The following is a 15955-nucleotide window of genomic DNA, read 5'->3' on the forward strand; positions in this document are numbered from 1 at the left end:
GGGGCGGTGTCATGGAGGAGGGGTTGGCTTCGTCCTCGGCGGCCGGCCGGTGAGTGTTGTTGGAGTAGGTCGGCAACTGTCCAAGCCATCGGTCGCCATGCTGCCGATGGGCATGCCGTGCGGTGTCGTCGGGCGAGCCGTTGTCGGGGTCATCCTCGGCAGGAAGCCCGCGGGCGGGTGTCGATGGAGGCCGCTGGCAGTTGCCCATGTCATTGGTCGCCATTGCCCTCGCGAGCTCTTGCCCTCGCGGGCCTAGACAATCGCGGGCCCATGTCGCCGGCCGATCCGTCGCTACCCGGCCGGGCACTCGCCAGTCATGCGCCCGGGTGCCGGCGGCCAGCCGGAGCCGGGTGATGGGCCGGACATTGGAAACGGCAAAGCGGAGAACATACTGCCAATAGCTGACAGGATCGTGGGGCAGTCTGCCGTGCGGGCCGTTCCCTCGGCGAAGGGGGGCGGTCCGGCAGCTGCAAGCGTCGCGGCGGGGAACGCCGTGGTTGAGAACGCGGCGGCGGGATGCGGGAGGAGGAGAAGACGATGGGTGTGGTGGATCGAATTGCAGGGGCTGATTGCCGGACGGAAGCCGGGGACGGCGTGCCGCCGCTGGCGCTCTCGCTGGTGACGCTCGGCGTCGCGGATCTCGCAAGGGCGGCGGTGTTCTACGAGGCGATGGGCATGGTGCGGCGCGACCGGGCGACGACCGGCGTGGCGTTCTACCAGGCCGACGGGCGTCGGCAGCCCGGCGCCGGCGGCGTGGTGCTGGCGCTCTATCCGCGCCACGAGCTGGCCGCCGATGCCGGGGTGATCCCCGGCCGCGCCGGCAGCTTCGGCGGCATCGCGCTTGCCTGCAACCGGCCGAGCCGGGCGGAGGTCGACGCGACGCTGTCCAAGGCGGTGGCGGCAGGCGGCAGGGCGTTGCGTCCGGCACAGGAAACCTTCTGGGGCGGCTATTCCGGCTATGTGGCCGATCCCGACGGCTATCCGTGGGAGGTCGCCCACAATCCCGGCTTCGCGCTGGATGCCGAGGGGCGGGTGGTGCTGCCCGAGTGAGGCCGGGGCGACAGATCCCGTCGTGCGGCGACGACGGTCGCCGGTCTGGCGGCGCGAGGATGTGCGGCACATCGGCTGGATCGGGGGCGAGGGTGGCGCAGGCTTCGGCGATCGCCCCGCTGCGGGGCGGCGCTTCACGGGCGCGCCCCGTGGGGCCGATCTCGTGCCGATACACCGGGCGTCATGATGGTCGGCCGCTACGTCGGCGGTGCCACGACGCTATCGGTGGAGGGGCAGGTCGGAGGCGGCGCCCGTGGGTCTGACGGCGCGAGGACGTGCGGCACATCGAGCCGGATTGGGGCGAAGGCGGCAGGCTTCGGCGATCGTCACACTGCGGGGCAGGGCGGCTCTCCACAGGACGGCGCTCCACGAGGCTGATCGCGTGCCGATACGCCGTGTGTCTTGATGGCAGGCCATCACGTCGGCGGCGCCACGACACTGAAGGCCGAGGAGCCGGGATGTGCCGGAGGTGGCGATGCGCCGGCCTGACGGCGCGAGGACGTGCGGCACGTCGAGCCGGATCGGGGCGAGGGAGACAACGGCACCGCCACGCCGCTGCCGGTCCGCCTGCACGACGCCTGTCGCTACCACTGCTGGAAGGGCGATCGGGTGTGTCCGCGATCTCGCGTAGGGACGCGTATGCCCGCACCCGCGCAGCGAAACCCGCGGGACCGGGCGCCGGCGGGAGACGCAGCATCGGCGCCGGGTTCCGGCGCCCGCCGGCACTCTCCCGCGCGTAGTGTCAGTTGGCGCCGAGCAGCGGCGCCAGTTCCTTGTCCAAGTCTTCCGGGCTGATGGCGCCGGGCACCTTCTTACCGTTGATGTAGAAGGTCGGGGTCGAATCGACGCCGAAATCGTCGGCGCCGCGCTTGGCGGTCTGGTCGATCTCGCCGGCGAGCTTGGCATCCGAGAGGCAGGTGTTGAACTGCTGCTCGGTCATGCCGCTCTGCTTGGCGATGCCGAGCAGCGCCTGCGCCGGGTTGTTGGTGAAGGCCCAGTTCTTCTGGTTGTCGAACAGTGTGTCGACCATCGGGTAGTACTTCCCCTCGCCGGAGCAGCGCGCCAGCATGAAGGCAGCCTTGGCGACGATATCGAGCGGGAATTCGCGCAACACGAAGCGCACCTTGCCGGTCTCGATGTACTTCTCTTTCAGCACCGGCCAGGTGGTGGCGTGGAAATGCGCGCAGTGGCCGCAGGTCATCGAGGCGTATTCGACGATGGTGACCGGCGCGTCCGCCTTGCCGAGCCACTGGTCCGGCAGCGGGCCGGCCTCGAGCAGCTTGGCGGCGTCGACCGTCTGCGCGTCGGCCTGGCCGATGAAGCCGAGTTCGCCAAGGCCGAGCCCGCGCGGGCCGGAGAGCGCCAGCAGCGCCGCCGCGGTGAGAAGGGCGGTGCCCGTGCCTTCGAGGAAGCGGCGGCGGTCGATCATGAGTCTCTCCAGATCGGAGGCGGCCGCTGTGGCCGCCCGAACAAAGCATGCGCGTACAGCGAGCCTGCGATCATGGCAACGGTACGGCAGCCGGGCATTTGGTCACTGCTGCGTGAAGCTTTTGCGCGTTTTCCTCAGGTCAGCGCCGGCCGCGATCCCGTGCCACCAGCGCGCCGAGCCGGGCGAGCGCGGCGGCCAGCGCCGGATCCTCGAAGCCGCCGAACCGGCCGATGCGGGCGCCGATGCGGGCGCATTCCTCGGCGCCGGGCTCCTCGGGCCGCCGGCGGGGACGGGCGAGCGAGGGCACCGGCCCCTGCTTCAGGCTGAGCCGGCCGATGCAGCGCCAGCCGAAATAGCGGTTCACCCGCTCGATCACCACCGGCGCCAGATGCTGCAATTCGATGGCGTAGCCGCCCTCCACCCGCACATGCAGCACGCCGGGCTCCTCGCTCTCCGGCCGCGAGGGCCAGGCGAGCTTGATCGGCTGCGCGCGGCGCGCGAGGTCGTCGCCGATGATGTCGGCCCAGCGGGTGACGATCTCCACCGAGGCGAGGCCGCGCTGCTTGCAGCTCGCCGCGATGGTCGCGTCGATGAGGTCGGCGAGCGGTTTGGGATGGGAGCGGGGCGGCATTGGCGTTCAATTGGCGGGCTCGAAGGGAGCCGGAGGACGATGGCCGGCTCATGCGAGCCGGATAGGCTGTGGGCGGCGTCGCGGGCGGGCTTGCCGGGGAGGACGCCGGCGCCCACCTTGGGCGGACATCCGAGGGAGCTTCCGCACCGCATCCATGCCCGCACGCGCGAGCCTAGCATCCGTTTCGCCGCCGACAAAGTCGGCCGGCCCCGGCCGGGGCGTCGTCGCCCTTGCCGCGCCGGATCCGCGCGCGCTGCTGCGCTGGTACGACCGGCATCGCCGCGAGCTGCCATGGCGCGCCCCGCCCGGCGTGCGGCAGGATCCCTACAAGGTGTTCCTGTCCGAGATCATGCTGCAGCAGACCACCGTGGTGACGGTGCAGCCCTATTACGCCGCCTTCCTCGCCCGCTGGCCTTCGGTGACAGCGCTGGCGGCGGCGAAGCTGGAGGAGGTGCTCTCCGCCTGGGCCGGGCTCGGCTACTATGCTCGCGCCCGCAACCTCCACGCCTGCGCCCGCGCGGTGGCCGGCGAGCATGGCGGACGCTTCCCGGACAGCGTCGAGGGACTGCTCGCCTTGCCGGGTGTCGGTCCCTATACCGCCGCCGCCATCGCCTCCATCGCCCATGAGCGCCGGGCGGCGGCGGTGGACGGCAATTGGGAGCGGGTGGTCGCCCGGCTGTTCGCGGTGGAGGAGGCGCTGCCGAAGGCGAGGAAGCAGCTGCGCGCGCTCGCCGAGACGCTGCTGCCCGCCGCCCGCTTCGGCGATTTCGCGCAGGCGATGATGGATCTCGGCGCCACGGTGTGCACGCCGAGGAAGCCGGCCTGCATCCTCTGTCCGTGGCGGGAGAATTGCGCGGCGCAGGCGGCCGGCAACCCGGAGGCCCACCCTGTCAAGGCGGCCAAGGCCGCGCGGCCGACGCGGCGCGGCGTCGCCTTCCTCGCGGTGCGGGCGGATGGCGCGGTGCTGGTACGCACCCGGCCGGAAAAGGGCCTGCTCGGCGGCATGACCGAGGTGCCCTCGACGCCGTGGCAGGAGGATGGGCAGAAGGGTGAAACCGCCGATCCCGCGCGTCATGCGCCGCTGAAGGCGCAATGGCAGGCGCTCAATGCCGGGGTGAGCCACGTGTTCAGCCATTTCGCGCTGGAGCTCGCGGTATGGCGGGCCCGGCTGCCGGCCGGCACCCCGGCCCCCGCAGGCCATCGCTGGGTGAAGCCGGTGGGCTTTCCGGCGGAAGCCTTTCCCAGCGTGATGGTCAAGGTATTGGAGTATATCGAATAATTTGTCTGTGGATTCGAACCTCTGCGCCGCTTGCGCGTTATCGCCTCGGCCCGCGCGGGTTGCGGGCGATCAGGAGACCATGACCATGGGTAGCTCAATGGACAAGGGCAGAGGCCACGCTCGCGAATCGTCGGGCCAGGCCAAGCATGCCGCCGGCAAGATGGCGGGGGCGAAGAACATGGAAGCCGAGGGCCGGACCCAGGAGATGAAGGGCGAGGGCCACAAGGCCATGGGCAAGGAGAAGGACGCGGCGAAAAAGCCCGGCCATCACTGAGCCGGACAACATGACGAATGAAGGGGCCGCCGGAAGGCGGCCTTTTCATTTTGCGGGTCGGAGTTCGGTCGCGCGGGAGCGGAGCGGCTCAGTCGGACAGCCCGATATGGGCGGGCAGGGCGGCGATCCGCGCCATCCAGCCGACGATGCCGGGATAGGCGGCGAGGTCGTAGCCGCCTTCCTCCGCCGTGTGGGTGTAGGCGTAGAGCGCGATGTCGGCGAGGCTGAAGGCGTCGCCCGCCAACCAGTCATGCCCGGCGAGCCGGGTCTCCATCACGGTGAGCGCCCGGTTGCCGGCGTCGAGCAGCTGGGCGAGCCGCTCGGGCGTCGCCAGGTGCCGGCGCTCCTCATAGACGAACAGCGCCCGGCGCACCGCGATGGCCGGCTCGTGGCTGTACTGCTCGAAGAACAGCCACTCATACATCTTGGCGCGGTCATAGGAATCGGCCGGCACCAGCGCCGAGCCTTCCGCCAGATACAGCGTGATGGCGTTGGATTCGGCGAGGAAGCGGCCATCGGCAAGTTCGATGGTCGGCAGCTTGCCGATCGGGTTCTTGGCGAGGAAGCCCGGGCTGCGGGTCGAGCCGTCGCGCGAGGACATGGTGACGCGCCGGAGCGGCCGGCCGAGATGGGCGGCGGCCAGCCGGACCTTGTAGCTGTTGCCGGAGTCCGGCATGTCGTAGAGCGTGATCATCGGCGGCTCCCCGGTTGCGGCGGGAAGCTTAGAGACCTTTCCGATCGGGCGGAACGCCGGATCGACGAGAAGGTGCTCTCAACTCAATGGGCTGGAAGCGGAACGCTATTCCGCCGCCATCGCCATTTCCGAGCGCACCACCGCGCGCAGGCTGTCGATAGGCTTCAGCCCCTCGCGGGTCTCGATGTGCCAGTAGGTCCAGCCATTGCAGGCCCCCGCGCCCTGCGCCACCGCGCCAGCGCGGTGGATCGAGCCGACCGTGCCGAGCCCCGGCGCGGTCTCCACCGATAGCGTGCCGTCGGCGCGCACCATCGCCTTCACCTGCGCGCGCGCATCGGTGAGCAGCGTGCCGGGCGTCACCAGCCCGCGCTCCACCAGCGAGGCGAAGGCCACGCGCGGCGCCTCGCGGGCGGAGGGAGCCGGGGCGAGCGCCGCCTCGGGCAGCGGCTCGGTGGCATCGACCCGCGCCTGCGCCACCTCGGCATAGCCGGGATCGCGCTCGATGCCGATGAAATGGCGGCGCAGCTTCTTGGCCACTGCCGCCGTGGTGCCGGAGCCCAGGAACGGGTCGAGCACCACGTCGCCGGGCTTGGACGCGGCGAGCAGCAGCCGGGCGATCAGTGCCTCCGGCTTCTGGGTCGGGTGCAGCTTGTGGCCGTCGGCGTCCTTCAGCCGCTCGCCGCCCGAGCAGATCGGGAACAGCCAGTCGGAGCGCATCTGCACATCCTCGTTGGCCGCCTTCATCGCCTCGTAATTGAAGGTGTAGCCGCGCGCATTGGGCTCCCGCGCCGCCCAGATCAGCGTCTCGTGCGCGTTGGTGAAGCGCCGGCCGCGGAAATTCGGCATCGGGTTGGTCTTGCGCCAGACGATGTCGTTGAGGATCCAGAAGTCGAGGTCCTGCAGCATCGAACCGACGCGGAAAATGTTGTGGTAGGAGCCGATTACCCACAGCGTGCCGGTCGGCTTCAGCACCCGGCGCACGGCGAGCAGCCAGGCGCGGGTGAAGGCGTCATAGGCTTGGAAGCTCTCGAACTGGTCCCAGGCGTCGTCGACCGCGTCGACCCGGCTCTCGTCGGGGCGCTTCAATTCACCCTGGAGCTGGAGATTATAGGGCGGATCGGCGAAGACGAGGTCGACCGACTTGGCCGGCAGCCGCGACAATTCGGCGATGCAGTCGCCGTTGAGGATGGTGTTGAGCGGCAGGGCGTCGGCCGACGCCGCCCGGGAGGCGCGGGGGACGGAGCGGGAGGCGAGGCGGGGAAGGGCCTCGACGGCCTCGGCCTTCGGCACGACTTTCATGAAACGGCACCCGACGCTTGAACGCAGACTGGAACGCAACAGCACGCGTCCACAATCTCCGCTGTTCAGGGTAAAGAGCGGGTAAAGGGTTCCGATTGGATTTTACGCAAATGGGTGCGATCCCCTCCCATTGGCATGGCGACGGCCTCGGCGCCCGCTCCATGCGCTTTGCGCTGACGGTGATGGCGCCGATCTCGGTCGCCCTGACCTTCGGCGTCGATGTGTGGCTGGTCTATGCGATGATCACCGGCATCCTCGCCTTCACCCTCGACACCGGCGGGCCGGCGCTGCCGCGACTAGGCTGGATGGCGGCGGCCGGCGTCATCGTGCTCGCCGGCACCGGGCTCGGCACGCTGGCGGCCGGACAGCCGGCGGCGATCATGGCCGGCTTCGCGCTGGCCGGCGTCTCCTATGCGCTGGTGGAGAGCCTCGACGACACTCTGGCGGCCGGCGCCCGCTTCCTGTGCCTCACCTTCGCGGTCGGCGCGCTCTACACGCCGCTGGAGGGGCGCGACGTCGGCGTGGTGGCGGGCTTCGTCGTCTATGCCTGGCTGGTGTCGCTGTTCTGGGACGCGCTCGGCGGCGGGCTGCGCGTCTCCACCGCGCCGGCGCTGCGCGAGATCTATGCGCGGCTGCGGGCGACCGAGCGGGAGCGCTGGATGTTCGCCGTGGCCGTCGCCATCACCATTCCGCTCGCCTATCTCGCGAGCCAGGCGCTGGGGCTGCGCCATCCTTATTGGGCGCTGATCGCCGTGGTCATCGTGCTGCGGGCGGATGCATTGTCGAGCCGCCGGCTGATCGGGCAGATGCTGCTGGGTACCGCGCTCGGCGTCGCCGCGGCGGTGCTCTACGGCCTCGGCGCCACGGAACTGCGCCGGCACGGCCTCGACCTGCCGTCGCACTCGCTGCTGCTGATCGGCATGGCGGTGGCGGCGCTGCTGCGCTGGCCGTTCCAGCAGCTCAGCGGCATGCTCGGCACCGCCGCGCTCACCGCCTTCATCATGCTGTTCCTGGAGGTGATCGCCGGCACGGTGGGCGGCGCCGCCATGGCCATGGCGGAGCGGCTGGTCGACGCCGCCGTCGGCTGCGGCTTCGCGCTGCTGGCCCTCGGCATCGACCGGCTGGGCCAGCGGGGGCTGGCGAGGCTGCGCCCGCGATAAGTGTCGGCGCCGCTCAGGGCACCAAGCTCACGGCACCAGCCACAGCACCGGCAGCCAGCCGGCGGCCTGCGCCATCTCGATGCCTTCCGCCAGCGGGATGGCGGCGAGGAACACGCAGGCATCGATGAAGGTCTGCATCACCATGCGCGGGCGGATTTCCAGCGTGTCGACGTTCTGCCACAGCCGGAAATTCGGCCAGAAGCGCGGCACCCGCGCCTTGTAGGCGAGATAGGTCTCGCCGAAGCGCTCGGCGAGGAAGCGCTCTTCCTTGCGCACCACGATGGAGAATACCACCCAGGTGAGCAGCGCGGCGGCAACGGCCGCGGTGAACGACCCGAATTGCGCGCCGGCGCCGGCGGCGCCGATGAAGGAGAACACGTAGAGCGGGTTGCGGCTGATCGAATAGGGTCCGAGCGCCACGATCTCCGACTTCTTGCGGCCGCTGATATAGAGCGAGCACCAGGTGCGCCCCGCGATCGCCAGCGCCAGCAGCGCCACGCCCACCGTCTCGATGATCTCGTGCGGGCTGTCCTCGCTGTCCGGCCACAGCGAATGGCCGGTGAGCAGGATCAGCACCGCGAGGCCGCCAAGGGCGAACAGCGCGATTTTGCGCAGGCTCTGGACGGCGCCGAGGTCGATGCTCGGCGTCGGCTGGCCCACCGGCGGGGACTTGTCGTTCATGGCTGGCTGATTCCCGGAGAATGTAGCCGGCCATTAATTCACGCTTGCGGCAAATTTCAGGCTGCCGTCACCCGCCTGTCACGCAGGGCGAGGCCGGCGGCGACCAGAGCGAGGCCGGCGACGTGATAGAGGTGCAGGCTCTCGCCGAGCAGGCCGACCGCGAGCGCCGCGCCGAACACCGGCATCAATTGCAGGAACTGGCCGGCGCGGGTCGGGCCGAGCACCGCGACGCCGCGCGCCCACAGCACGAAGCCGATGGTCGGGAAGATCGCGGTATAGGCGATCAGCAGGGCCGCCTCGCCGGCATGGGCGGTGCCGAAACCGCCCTGCGCCATCTCCAGGACGGCGAAGGGGGCGAGCGCGACGAGGCCGAACGGGATCGACACCGCCAGCGCGGCGGCGGCGGACAGCCCGCCGGGGAAGCGCTTCAGCAGCACCGCATAGAGCGCGAAGGCGCTGATACCGCCGAACAGCACGAGGTCGCCGGGATTGAGCGCAAGGCTGGCGAGGTTGGCGATGTTCCCCCGCGTGACGATCAGCGCCACGCCGAGGGTGGAGACCCCGAGTGCCAGACGTGCCCGGCGGCTGGTGCGCTCGCGCAGGATCAGCCAGCCGAGCAGGCCGACCAGGATCGGCGCCGCCGAGCCGATGATCGAGCCGTTGACGAGGGTGGTATGGGCGAGGCCGGCATAGATCATCACGGTGAACACCGCGATGTTCAGCACTCCGGCGGCCAGCCATAGCGGCCAGCGGCGCTTCAGCTCGTCGGCCTTGGCGCGGATCTCGCGGAAGGTGAAGGGCAGCAGCAGCAGGAGCGCGAAGGCCCAGCGGGCGGCGGAGAAGGTGGCCGGCGGCAGCACCTCGGCGGCCATGCGCCCGGCGAGGAAGTTGCCGGACCACAGCAGCGCCGCGCCGGTGAGCGCCAGCGCGGCGAAGGTGGCCGGCGGCATCTGCGGGCGGCGGAGTGCTGCGCCGGAGATGAACGGATTCAACGTGTCTGCCACGAATGCCATGACGCTGCCTCCTCGCTTTCAAGAAACGCCGGGGCGGTGGATGTCACCGCGGGATTGCCGATATAGGTCAGTGTAGTTGACCTATGACCGGCATGTCCTTGCGTTCTGCGGGAGGGCGGCGGCGTTGAGCGGCAGATTCTGCCGTCAGCGCCGTATTTTTGGCTCGCGGCTGTCGCTGCCTATCTTTTCGGCAACGGAATCGGGCGCGGCGGGCGTGGGGCGCAGATGGCCGAGCGGCAGCGTGCCGCTCTCCTTCACCCGCTTGAGCGCCAGCGAGGAGCGCACGCCGCGCACGCCGGGCAGGCCCATCAGCACGTCATGGGCGAAGTGGGCGAAGCCGTCGAGATCCTCGCACACCACATGCAAGAGGTAGTCGCTGTCGCCGGTGACGCTGTAGCAGGCGATCACCTCCGGCCGGTCCAGCACCGCCGCCTCGAAATCCCGCGCGGCTTCCTCGACCTGCCGCTCCAGGTGCACCTGGATGAAGGCGAGCACGCCGAGCCCGAGCCGGGGCGCGTCGAGCCGCGCCTGGTAGCCGGCGATCAGCCCGTCCTCCTCCAGCCGCCTTGTGCGCCGCAGGCACGGCGAGGGCGACAGGCCGATGCGCTCGGACAGTTCGGCATTGGTCAGCCGCCCGTCCTGCTGCAATTCCCTGAGGATGCGCATATCGAAGAGATCGACCACGGGGAGGCGCATGCTCTGTCTCCATGGAAAGGAAATGCGGCAGGATCAGCTATCGGAGACGAGTTTGCCGGCAGAAGTCGCCACCCGGCAATTGGCCTTTTGGTCAGGATAGCTGACATTCCGGTCCCGCCGCCCGCGCCGACGGGTCGCCAAGCTTGCCGTCAACTGGGTGTCATAGGGCGGACAACCGTGCAAAATCCCCAACATGTCGTGGATCGCCGCCCGCCGGACACTTGAACTTGTGCCCGGTCGGCCGCACCCTAAGGGCATGAAATTCACCCGGCTGCGCCTTCTCGGCTTCAAGACCTTCGTCGAGCCGACCGAGATGCTGATCGAGCCCGGCCTTACCGGCGTCGTGGGCCCGAATGGCTGCGGCAAGTCGAATCTCGTCGAAGCGCTGCGCTGGGTGATGGGCGAGAACTCCTACAAGGCGATGCGTGCCGAGGGGATGGACGACGTCATCTTCGGCGGTACCACCACCCGCCCGGCGCGCAACACCGCCGAGGTGATGCTGGTCATCGAGAACGAGGACCGCACCGCGCCGGCGATCTTCAACGATGCCGACCGGCTGGAGGTCTCCCGCCGCATCGAGCGCGAGGCCGGCTCCTCCTACCGTATCAATGGCCGCGAGGTGCGCGCCCGCGACGTGCAGATCCTGTTCGCCGACGCCTCCTCCGGCTCGCGCTCGCCCTCCATGGTGCGGCAGGGGCAGATCGGCGAGCTGGTCGGCTCCAAGCCCACCGCCCGCCGCCGCATCCTCGAGGAAGCCGCCGGCGTCGCCGGCCTGCACGCCCGCCGCCACGAGGCGGAGATGCGGCTGCGAGCGGCGGAGGCGAACCTCGGCCGACTGGAAGACGTGATCGGCCAGATCGGCACCCAGCTCGACGCGCTGCGCCGCCAGTCGCGGCAGGCCGGCCGCTACCGCGCCGTCTCCGGCGACATCCGCAAGGCGGAGGCGGCGCTGCTGTGGCTGCGCTGGTCGGAGGCCGCCGCTACCCTCGCCGAAGCCAGCCGCACCCTCGACCTCGCGGTGCGCGAGGTGGCGGCCTGCACGCTGGCGCAGGGCGAGACCGCCCGCACCACCGCCGTCGCCGCCCATGGCCTGCCGGCGCTGCGCGAGATCGATGCCGCCGCCGCCGCCGGCTTGCAGCGCCTCACCCTGGCGCGCGGCGAGCTCGACGGCGAGGAGGCGCGCGCCAGCGCCCGCGTCGCCGAGCTGGATCGCCGGCTCGCCCAGCTGGCCGGTGACCTGCAACGCGAGGCGGCGCTGGCCGCCGATGCCGGGGCGATGCTGGCGCGCTTCGCCGAGGAGGCCGCGACGCTGCAGGAGGCGGAGGAGGGGTCCGCCGAGGCGCTGGAGGCGGCGCAGGAAACGCGGGTGATCGTCGAGGAGGGTCTCGCCGCCGCCGAGGCCGCCTTCGCCGAGGCGACCGCGCTGGCCGCCGAGGGCACCGCCCGCCGCGCCGGCGCCGAGCGCGCGCTGCGCGAGGAGACCGACCGGCTAGCGAAGCTCGAGCGCGAGCTCGTGCAACTGTCCGAGCAGGCGCGCACCGTGGCCGCCGCCGCCGGTGCCGACCGGCTGGAGGAGCGCCGGGCCGCCGCCGAGACGGCGCAGGAGGCCTTCGCCGAGGCCGAGGTGCTGGCCAACGACATCGAGGCGGCGCATGTCGAGGCGCGCGCCGCGCTCGACCGGGCCCGCCGTCCGCTCGCCGAGGCCGAGCGTACCGCCCAGCGGCTCGACACCGAGCAGCGCACGCTGATGAAGCTGCTCGATATCGGCACGCCCCGACGCTTCCCGCCGGTGCTCGACCAGATCACGGTGGCGCGCGGCTTCGAGACGGCGCTCGGCGCCGCGCTCGGTGACGATCTCGACGCCCCGGCGGTCGATTTCGCCGCCGCCGGCGAGGCGCCGGTGCGCTGGTCGCCGACCGGGCAGGGCGAATTGCCGCTGGAGCCGCCGCGCCCGGACGACCCGGCGCTGCCGCCGGGCGCCGAGCCGCTGGCCGATCATGTGACGGCCCCGGCCGTGCTGGGGCGTAGGCTCGCCCAGATCGGCGTGGTCACGCGGGCGGACGGGCCATATCTGCTCGCCCGTCTCGCCCCCGGCCAGCGCCTCGTTTCCCGCGAAGGCGATCTGTGGCGTTGGGACGGCTTCGCCGCCGCCGCCGATGCCCCCACCGCCGCCGCCCGCCGGCTCGCCGAGCGCAACCGGCTCGCCGACATTGCCGACCAGCTCGCGAGCGCCCGTGCCGAGGTGACGACCCATCGGGCGGCGCTGACCGCCGCCGAGCAGGCGCTGCGTGCCGCCGGCTCGAAGGAGGCCCACGCCCGCGAGGCCCGGCGCGCCGCGCTGCGCGCCATGGAGACGACCCGCGAGGATTATGCTCGCGCCGAGCGGGCCGGTGCCGAGCGGGCCGCCCGCAAGGCGGCGCTCGACGCGAGTCTGGAGCGCGCCGAGGCCGAGCGCGAGCAGCACGCCATCGCGCTGGAGGAGGCGCGTGAGGCGCTGGCGGTGCTTCCCGCGCCCGGCGCCGCCGAGGCGCTGCTCGCCGAGGCTCGCCTCGCACTCGCTCAGCACCGCGCCGAGCTCGCCGAGGCGCGTTCCGCCGCTGAGGGGCTGGTGCGCGAGCGCGACCAGCGCCAGCGCCGGCTCGCCGCCCTCACCCATGAGGAGCAGTCGTGGAAGGCCCGCGCCGCCGGCACCGGCGAGCGGGTCGCCGCCATCGAGGATCGCCGCGAGGAGGCCGCCATCGAGCGCGCCGAGCTTGACGACGCCCCCGCGGTCTTCGCCTTCCGCCGCCGCGAGCTGCTCTCCGCCATCGAGCGCGCCGAGGCGGCCCGCCGCGACGCGTCCGATTCGCTGGCCGCCGCCGAGGCCGCCAGCCGCCAGGCCGAGCAGGACGCCCGCGCGGCGCTCGATGCGCTGGCCACGGCGCGCGAGGCCTCGGCCCGCGCCGAGACCCGGCTGGAGGGAGCCCGCCAGCGGCGCGAAGACCTCATCCGCGAGATCGCCGATACGCTCGACGCCCCGCCGGAGACCGCGCGCGAGATCGCCGGCTTGCCTACCGATTCGGCGGAGGCCCTGCCGGACCCGCAGGCGGTGGAGGCCGAGCTCGACCGGCTGAAGCGCGAGCGCGAGCGGCTCGGCGCCGTCAATCTGCGCGCCGAGGAGGAACTGGCCGAGGTCGAGACCCAGCAGCAGGGCCTCGCCGCCGAGCGCGACGACCTCACCGAGGCGATCAAACGGCTGCGCCAGGGCATCGCCAGCCTCAACCGCGAGGCGCGCGAGCGGCTCAACGCCTCCTTCGCGGTGGTGGACGGGCATTTCCGCCAGCTGTTCGGCACGCTGTTCGGCGGCGGCGAGGCGCAGCTGATTCTCACCGATTCGGAAGACCCGCTGGAGGCCGGCCTCGACATCGTCGCCAAGCCGCCGGGCAAGAAGCCGCAATCGCTGTCGCTGCTGTCGGGCGGCGAACAGGCGCTGACCGCGATGGCGCTGATCTTCGCGGTGTTCCTCACCAATCCGTCGCCGATCTGCGTGCTCGACGAGGTGGATGCACCACTCGACGACGCGAATGTCGAGCGCTTCTGCAATCTGCTCGACGAGATGCGGCGCCTGACGCAGACCCGATTCGTCACCATCACCCACAACCCGATCACCATGAGTCGGATGAATCGGCTGTTCGGCGTCACCATGGCCGAGCGCGGCGTTTCCCGGCTGGTTTCGGTCGATCTCACCACCGCCGAGAGCTTTCGCGAGGCCAGCTGACCCTCCGGCAGGCGGCGCGCGCGGGGCGTACGACGATCCCTGGCATGCCAAAATCGGCTTCTGGCATGCCAAAAACACAGCGAAGAGCTTCCCTTGGTGCCGCGAGCCGTGCAAAACACCTGCGACAAGGCGTCCGTCTGCGGGTTTTGTCTATTATCTTCAATAGCTTAAAAGATGTGAGCGTCGCCTTGACACCCCTTGGGGCGATCACTATGGTGCGCCCGGTTTCGGGGGTAGGGAAACCTTCTCCGGTCAAGGCTGGGCACGGATCATGGACGACCGCGAAAAAACGGACGGCCAGGGCAGCGCAGGCAAGCCGGAGCTCTCCGATTCCGAACTCTCCGGCCGGCTTCGCGGCCTCGGTTCGGCACTCCAGCGGGTGCAGGCCGAACGCAAGGCGGAGGAGGCGGATCCGAAGGCGGACCCGACCTCCACGGCTTCCGGCATGGCGCTTGCCTTCCGGTTGGGGGCCGAGTTCGTGGCGGGGGTTCTGGTCGGTGCCGGCCTCGGCTGGGGTATCGACTATGTCCTCGGCATCGCGCCGTGGGGAATGATCGTGTTCCTGCTGCTCGGCTTCGGGGCCAGCGTGGTGAACATGATGCGGGCGGCCGGCGAGTTCGGCCGCAAGACGCCGCCAAAGGGCGGTGCGTAGGGATTGGGCGTTCGCCGCGAGGCAGCGCCGGAGCCGGGATCCCGCCGCAGCAGCGGCGCGAGGGTCGCGGCCGCCGCTGGAAGGCGGTTCGAGGACGATGCCGCCGCTCCATGCGGCGCCCGAAGCGGAAGGCGGTCTTGATCGTCAGGGTCGCTTCGGAACGAGAAATTCATGCGTGCCGCCCGTCCGGGCGGTGCGGTCGGGTAGGGCGGGCGTCCCATGATGGGGCGGTCCGGATGAGGGCAGCGACCGGCGATGGCAGTCGAGATCGATCCGATCCATCAGTTCCAGATTCATAACATCGTGGATCTGGGAGCGCCGGGCGGCGTTCATCTCGGCTTCACCAACTCTGCCGCCTTCATGGTCGGCATCGTCGCCGCGATCTTCTTCTTCCTGACCTACGCCACCCGCGGGCGCACTTTGGTGCCCGGGCGGCTGCAGTCGATGGCCGAACTCTCCTACGAGTTCGTCGCCTCAACGGTGCGCTCGACGGCCGGCAATGAGGGGATGAAGTTCTTCCCCCTCGTCTTCTCGCTGTTCATGTTCGTGCTGTTCGCGAACTTCGTCGGCATGATCCCGTATTCCTTCACGGTCACCAGCCACATCGTCGTCACCGCCGCGCTGGCGCTGGTGGTGATCGGCACCGTGATCATCTACGGCTTCGCCCGCCACGGCACGCATTTCCTGCACCTCTTCGTTCCGTCGGGTGTGCCTGCTTTCCTGCTGCCCTTCATGGTGGTGATCGAGCTCATCTCCTTCCTGTCGCGCCCGATCAGCCTGTCGCTGCGTCTGTTCGCCAACATGCTGGCCGGCCATATCGCCATGAAGGTGTTCGCCGGCTTCATCGTGATGATGACCGCGGGCGGCGTCGCCGGCTTCTTCGGCGCGGTGCTGCCGCTGGCCATGGTGGTGGCGCTCACCGCCCTCGAATTCCTGGTCGCCGCCCTGCAGGCCTATGTGTTTGCGGTGCTGACCTGCATCTATCTCAACGACGCGCTGCATCCGGGCCACTGATCGGCGCGCTCGCGGGACCTCTCATACCCTTCAACTCAATCTTGCGAATTCAATAGGAGAAGATCATGGAAGCGGAAGCCGCCAAGTTCCTCGGCGCCGGTCTCGCCTGCCTCGGCATGGGCCTCGCTGGTATCGGCGTCGGTAACATCTTCGGCAACTTCCTCTCGGGCGCCCTGCGCAACCCGTCGGCGGCCGACGGCCAGTTCGCTCGCGCCTTCATCGGTGCGGCGCTCGCGGAAGGTCTCGGCATCTTCTCGCTCGTCGTCGCCCTCGTCCTGCTGTTCGTGGTCTGACGTCCTGACTTGAGGTGGCGGGCGTGCCTTGAT

At 70.6% G+C, this 15955-nt stretch carries 15 protein-coding genes; 8 read left to right on the forward strand and 7 right to left on the reverse strand.

Annotation, left to right across the window (positions count from 1 at the left end; translation table 11 throughout):
• Nucleotides 1–537 precede the first annotated feature (537 nt).
• The gene (locus LGR54_RS18150; RefSeq protein ID WP_230363377.1) at nucleotides 538–1050 is read left to right on the forward strand and encodes a VOC family protein; all 513 of its coding nucleotides are present in this window, start codon (nucleotides 538–540) and stop codon (nucleotides 1048–1050) included.
• Nucleotides 1051–1792: 742 nt separating this feature from the next.
• On the opposite strand, the gene LGR54_RS18155 is transcribed toward LGR54_RS18150, so the two are convergent.
• Both LGR54_RS18155 and LGR54_RS18160 read right to left on the reverse strand, forming a co-directional pair.
• Nucleotides 1793–2479, reverse strand: coding sequence for a DsbA family protein (locus tag LGR54_RS18155; RefSeq protein WP_230363378.1), 687 nt, complete (start codon nucleotides 2477–2479; stop codon nucleotides 1793–1795).
• 139 nt (nucleotides 2480–2618) lie between these two features.
• Nucleotides 2619–3110, reverse strand: coding sequence for a DUF721 domain-containing protein (locus LGR54_RS18160; RefSeq protein WP_230363379.1), 492 nt, complete (start codon nucleotides 3108–3110; stop codon nucleotides 2619–2621).
• A 154-nt stretch (nucleotides 3111–3264) separates the two neighbouring features.
• Here LGR54_RS18160 and mutY point away from each other — a divergent pair, with 154 nt between their 5' ends.
• On the forward strand, nucleotides 3265–4389 hold the full coding sequence (gene mutY / locus LGR54_RS18165) for an A/G-specific adenine glycosylase (protein WP_230363380.1): 1125 nt from the start codon (nucleotides 3265–3267) through the stop codon (nucleotides 4387–4389).
• An 85-nt stretch (nucleotides 4390–4474) separates the two neighbouring features.
• Nucleotides 4475–4663, forward strand: a complete 189-nt coding sequence (locus LGR54_RS18170) for a CsbD family protein (RefSeq protein WP_230363381.1) — start codon at nucleotides 4475–4477, stop codon at nucleotides 4661–4663.
• An 88-nt stretch (nucleotides 4664–4751) separates the two neighbouring features.
• Here the strand turns inward: LGR54_RS18170 and LGR54_RS18175 are convergent, their stop codons facing one another.
• Nucleotides 4752–5357 carry a glutathione S-transferase family protein gene (locus LGR54_RS18175; protein ID WP_230363382.1) on the reverse strand — a complete coding sequence of 202 codons (606 nt, stop codon included), beginning with the start codon at nucleotides 5355–5357 and terminating at the stop codon, nucleotides 4752–4754.
• 105 nt (nucleotides 5358–5462) lie between these two features.
• Complete coding sequence (locus LGR54_RS18180) at nucleotides 5463–6656, reverse strand: site-specific DNA-methyltransferase (RefSeq protein ID WP_230363383.1); 1194 nt, start codon at nucleotides 6654–6656, stop codon at nucleotides 5463–5465.
• Nucleotides 6657–6766: 110 nt separating this feature from the next.
• On the opposite strand from LGR54_RS18180, the gene LGR54_RS18185 reads away from it, so the two are divergent.
• A complete protein-coding gene (locus LGR54_RS18185; protein ID WP_230363384.1) occupies nucleotides 6767–7816 on the forward strand; it encodes an FUSC family protein in 1050 nt (349 codons plus the stop codon).
• A 27-nt stretch (nucleotides 7817–7843) separates the two neighbouring features.
• On the opposite strand, the gene LGR54_RS18190 is transcribed toward LGR54_RS18185, so the two are convergent.
• From LGR54_RS18190 to LGR54_RS18200, 3 genes are all read right to left on the reverse strand, one after another.
• Nucleotides 7844–8497 carry an isoprenylcysteine carboxylmethyltransferase family protein gene (locus LGR54_RS18190; RefSeq protein ID WP_230363385.1) on the reverse strand — a complete coding sequence of 218 codons (654 nt, stop codon included), beginning with the start codon at nucleotides 8495–8497 and terminating at the stop codon, nucleotides 7844–7846.
• A 56-nt stretch (nucleotides 8498–8553) separates the two neighbouring features.
• Nucleotides 8554–9510, reverse strand: coding sequence for a DMT family transporter (locus LGR54_RS18195; protein WP_230363386.1), 957 nt, complete (start codon nucleotides 9508–9510; stop codon nucleotides 8554–8556).
• Nucleotides 9511–9654: 144 nt separating this feature from the next.
• Nucleotides 9655–10206 (reverse strand): Lrp/AsnC family transcriptional regulator, encoded by a 552-nt coding sequence (locus LGR54_RS18200; protein WP_230363387.1) that lies wholly within the window; start codon nucleotides 10204–10206, stop codon nucleotides 9655–9657.
• 256 nt (nucleotides 10207–10462) lie between these two features.
• Here LGR54_RS18200 and smc point away from each other — a divergent pair, with 256 nt between their 5' ends.
• The 4 genes from smc (at nucleotide 10463) to LGR54_RS18220 (ending at nucleotide 15922) form a co-directional block, all read left to right on the forward strand.
• Nucleotides 10463–13963: a chromosome segregation protein SMC gene (gene smc / locus LGR54_RS18205; protein ID WP_230363388.1), complete on the forward strand. Its 3501-nt coding sequence runs from the start codon at nucleotides 10463–10465 to the stop codon at nucleotides 13961–13963.
• Between the two features lie 271 nt (nucleotides 13964–14234).
• Nucleotides 14235–14615: an AtpZ/AtpI family protein gene (locus LGR54_RS18210; RefSeq protein ID WP_230363389.1), complete on the forward strand. Its 381-nt coding sequence runs from the start codon at nucleotides 14235–14237 to the stop codon at nucleotides 14613–14615.
• A 255-nt stretch (nucleotides 14616–14870) separates the two neighbouring features.
• A complete protein-coding gene (locus LGR54_RS18215; protein ID WP_230363390.1) occupies nucleotides 14871–15629 on the forward strand; it encodes a F0F1 ATP synthase subunit A in 759 nt (252 codons plus the stop codon).
• A 65-nt stretch (nucleotides 15630–15694) separates the two neighbouring features.
• Nucleotides 15695–15922 carry a F0F1 ATP synthase subunit C gene (locus LGR54_RS18220; protein WP_029350478.1) on the forward strand — a complete coding sequence of 76 codons (228 nt, stop codon included), beginning with the start codon at nucleotides 15695–15697 and terminating at the stop codon, nucleotides 15920–15922.
• Nucleotides 15923–15955 lie beyond the last annotated feature (33 nt).

Source organism: Ancylobacter sp. Lp-2, from assembly GCF_020523795.1.
Lineage (GTDB): Bacteria > Pseudomonadota > Alphaproteobacteria > Rhizobiales > Xanthobacteraceae > Ancylobacter.

Bases quoted from the DNA above. Each gene is read 5' to 3' on its own strand.
- LGR54_RS18190 (WP_230363385.1), bottom strand. From the start codon at position 8,497: ATGAACGACAAGTCCCCGCCGGTGGGCCAGCCGACGCCGAGCATCGAC.
- LGR54_RS18180 (WP_230363383.1), bottom strand. From the start codon at position 6,656: ATGAAAGTCGTGCCGAAGGCCGAGGCCGTCGAGGCCCTTCCCCGCCTC.
- LGR54_RS18220 (WP_029350478.1), top strand. From the start codon at position 15,695: ATGGAAGCGGAAGCCGCCAAGTTCCTCGGCGCCGGTCTCGCCTGCCTC.
- LGR54_RS18185 (WP_230363384.1), top strand. From the start codon at position 6,767: ATGGGTGCGATCCCCTCCCATTGGCATGGCGACGGCCTCGGCGCCCGC.
- mutY (WP_230363380.1), top strand. From the start codon at position 3,265: ATGCCCGCACGCGCGAGCCTAGCATCCGTTTCGCCGCCGACAAAGTCG.
- LGR54_RS18150 (WP_230363377.1), top strand. From the start codon at position 538: ATGGGTGTGGTGGATCGAATTGCAGGGGCTGATTGCCGGACGGAAGCC.
- LGR54_RS18175 (WP_230363382.1), bottom strand. From the start codon at position 5,357: ATGATCACGCTCTACGACATGCCGGACTCCGGCAACAGCTACAAGGTC.
- LGR54_RS18200 (WP_230363387.1), bottom strand. From the start codon at position 10,206: ATGCGCCTCCCCGTGGTCGATCTCTTCGATATGCGCATCCTCAGGGAA.
- LGR54_RS18195 (WP_230363386.1), bottom strand. From the start codon at position 9,510: ATGGCATTCGTGGCAGACACGTTGAATCCGTTCATCTCCGGCGCAGCA.
- LGR54_RS18160 (WP_230363379.1), bottom strand. From the start codon at position 3,110: ATGCCGCCCCGCTCCCATCCCAAACCGCTCGCCGACCTCATCGACGCG.
- LGR54_RS18155 (WP_230363378.1), bottom strand. From the start codon at position 2,479: ATGATCGACCGCCGCCGCTTCCTCGAAGGCACGGGCACCGCCCTTCTC.
- LGR54_RS18210 (WP_230363389.1), top strand. From the start codon at position 14,235: ATGGACGACCGCGAAAAAACGGACGGCCAGGGCAGCGCAGGCAAGCCG.
- smc (WP_230363388.1), top strand. From the start codon at position 10,463: ATGAAATTCACCCGGCTGCGCCTTCTCGGCTTCAAGACCTTCGTCGAG.
- LGR54_RS18215 (WP_230363390.1), top strand. From the start codon at position 14,871: ATGGCAGTCGAGATCGATCCGATCCATCAGTTCCAGATTCATAACATC.
- LGR54_RS18170 (WP_230363381.1), top strand. From the start codon at position 4,475: ATGGGTAGCTCAATGGACAAGGGCAGAGGCCACGCTCGCGAATCGTCG.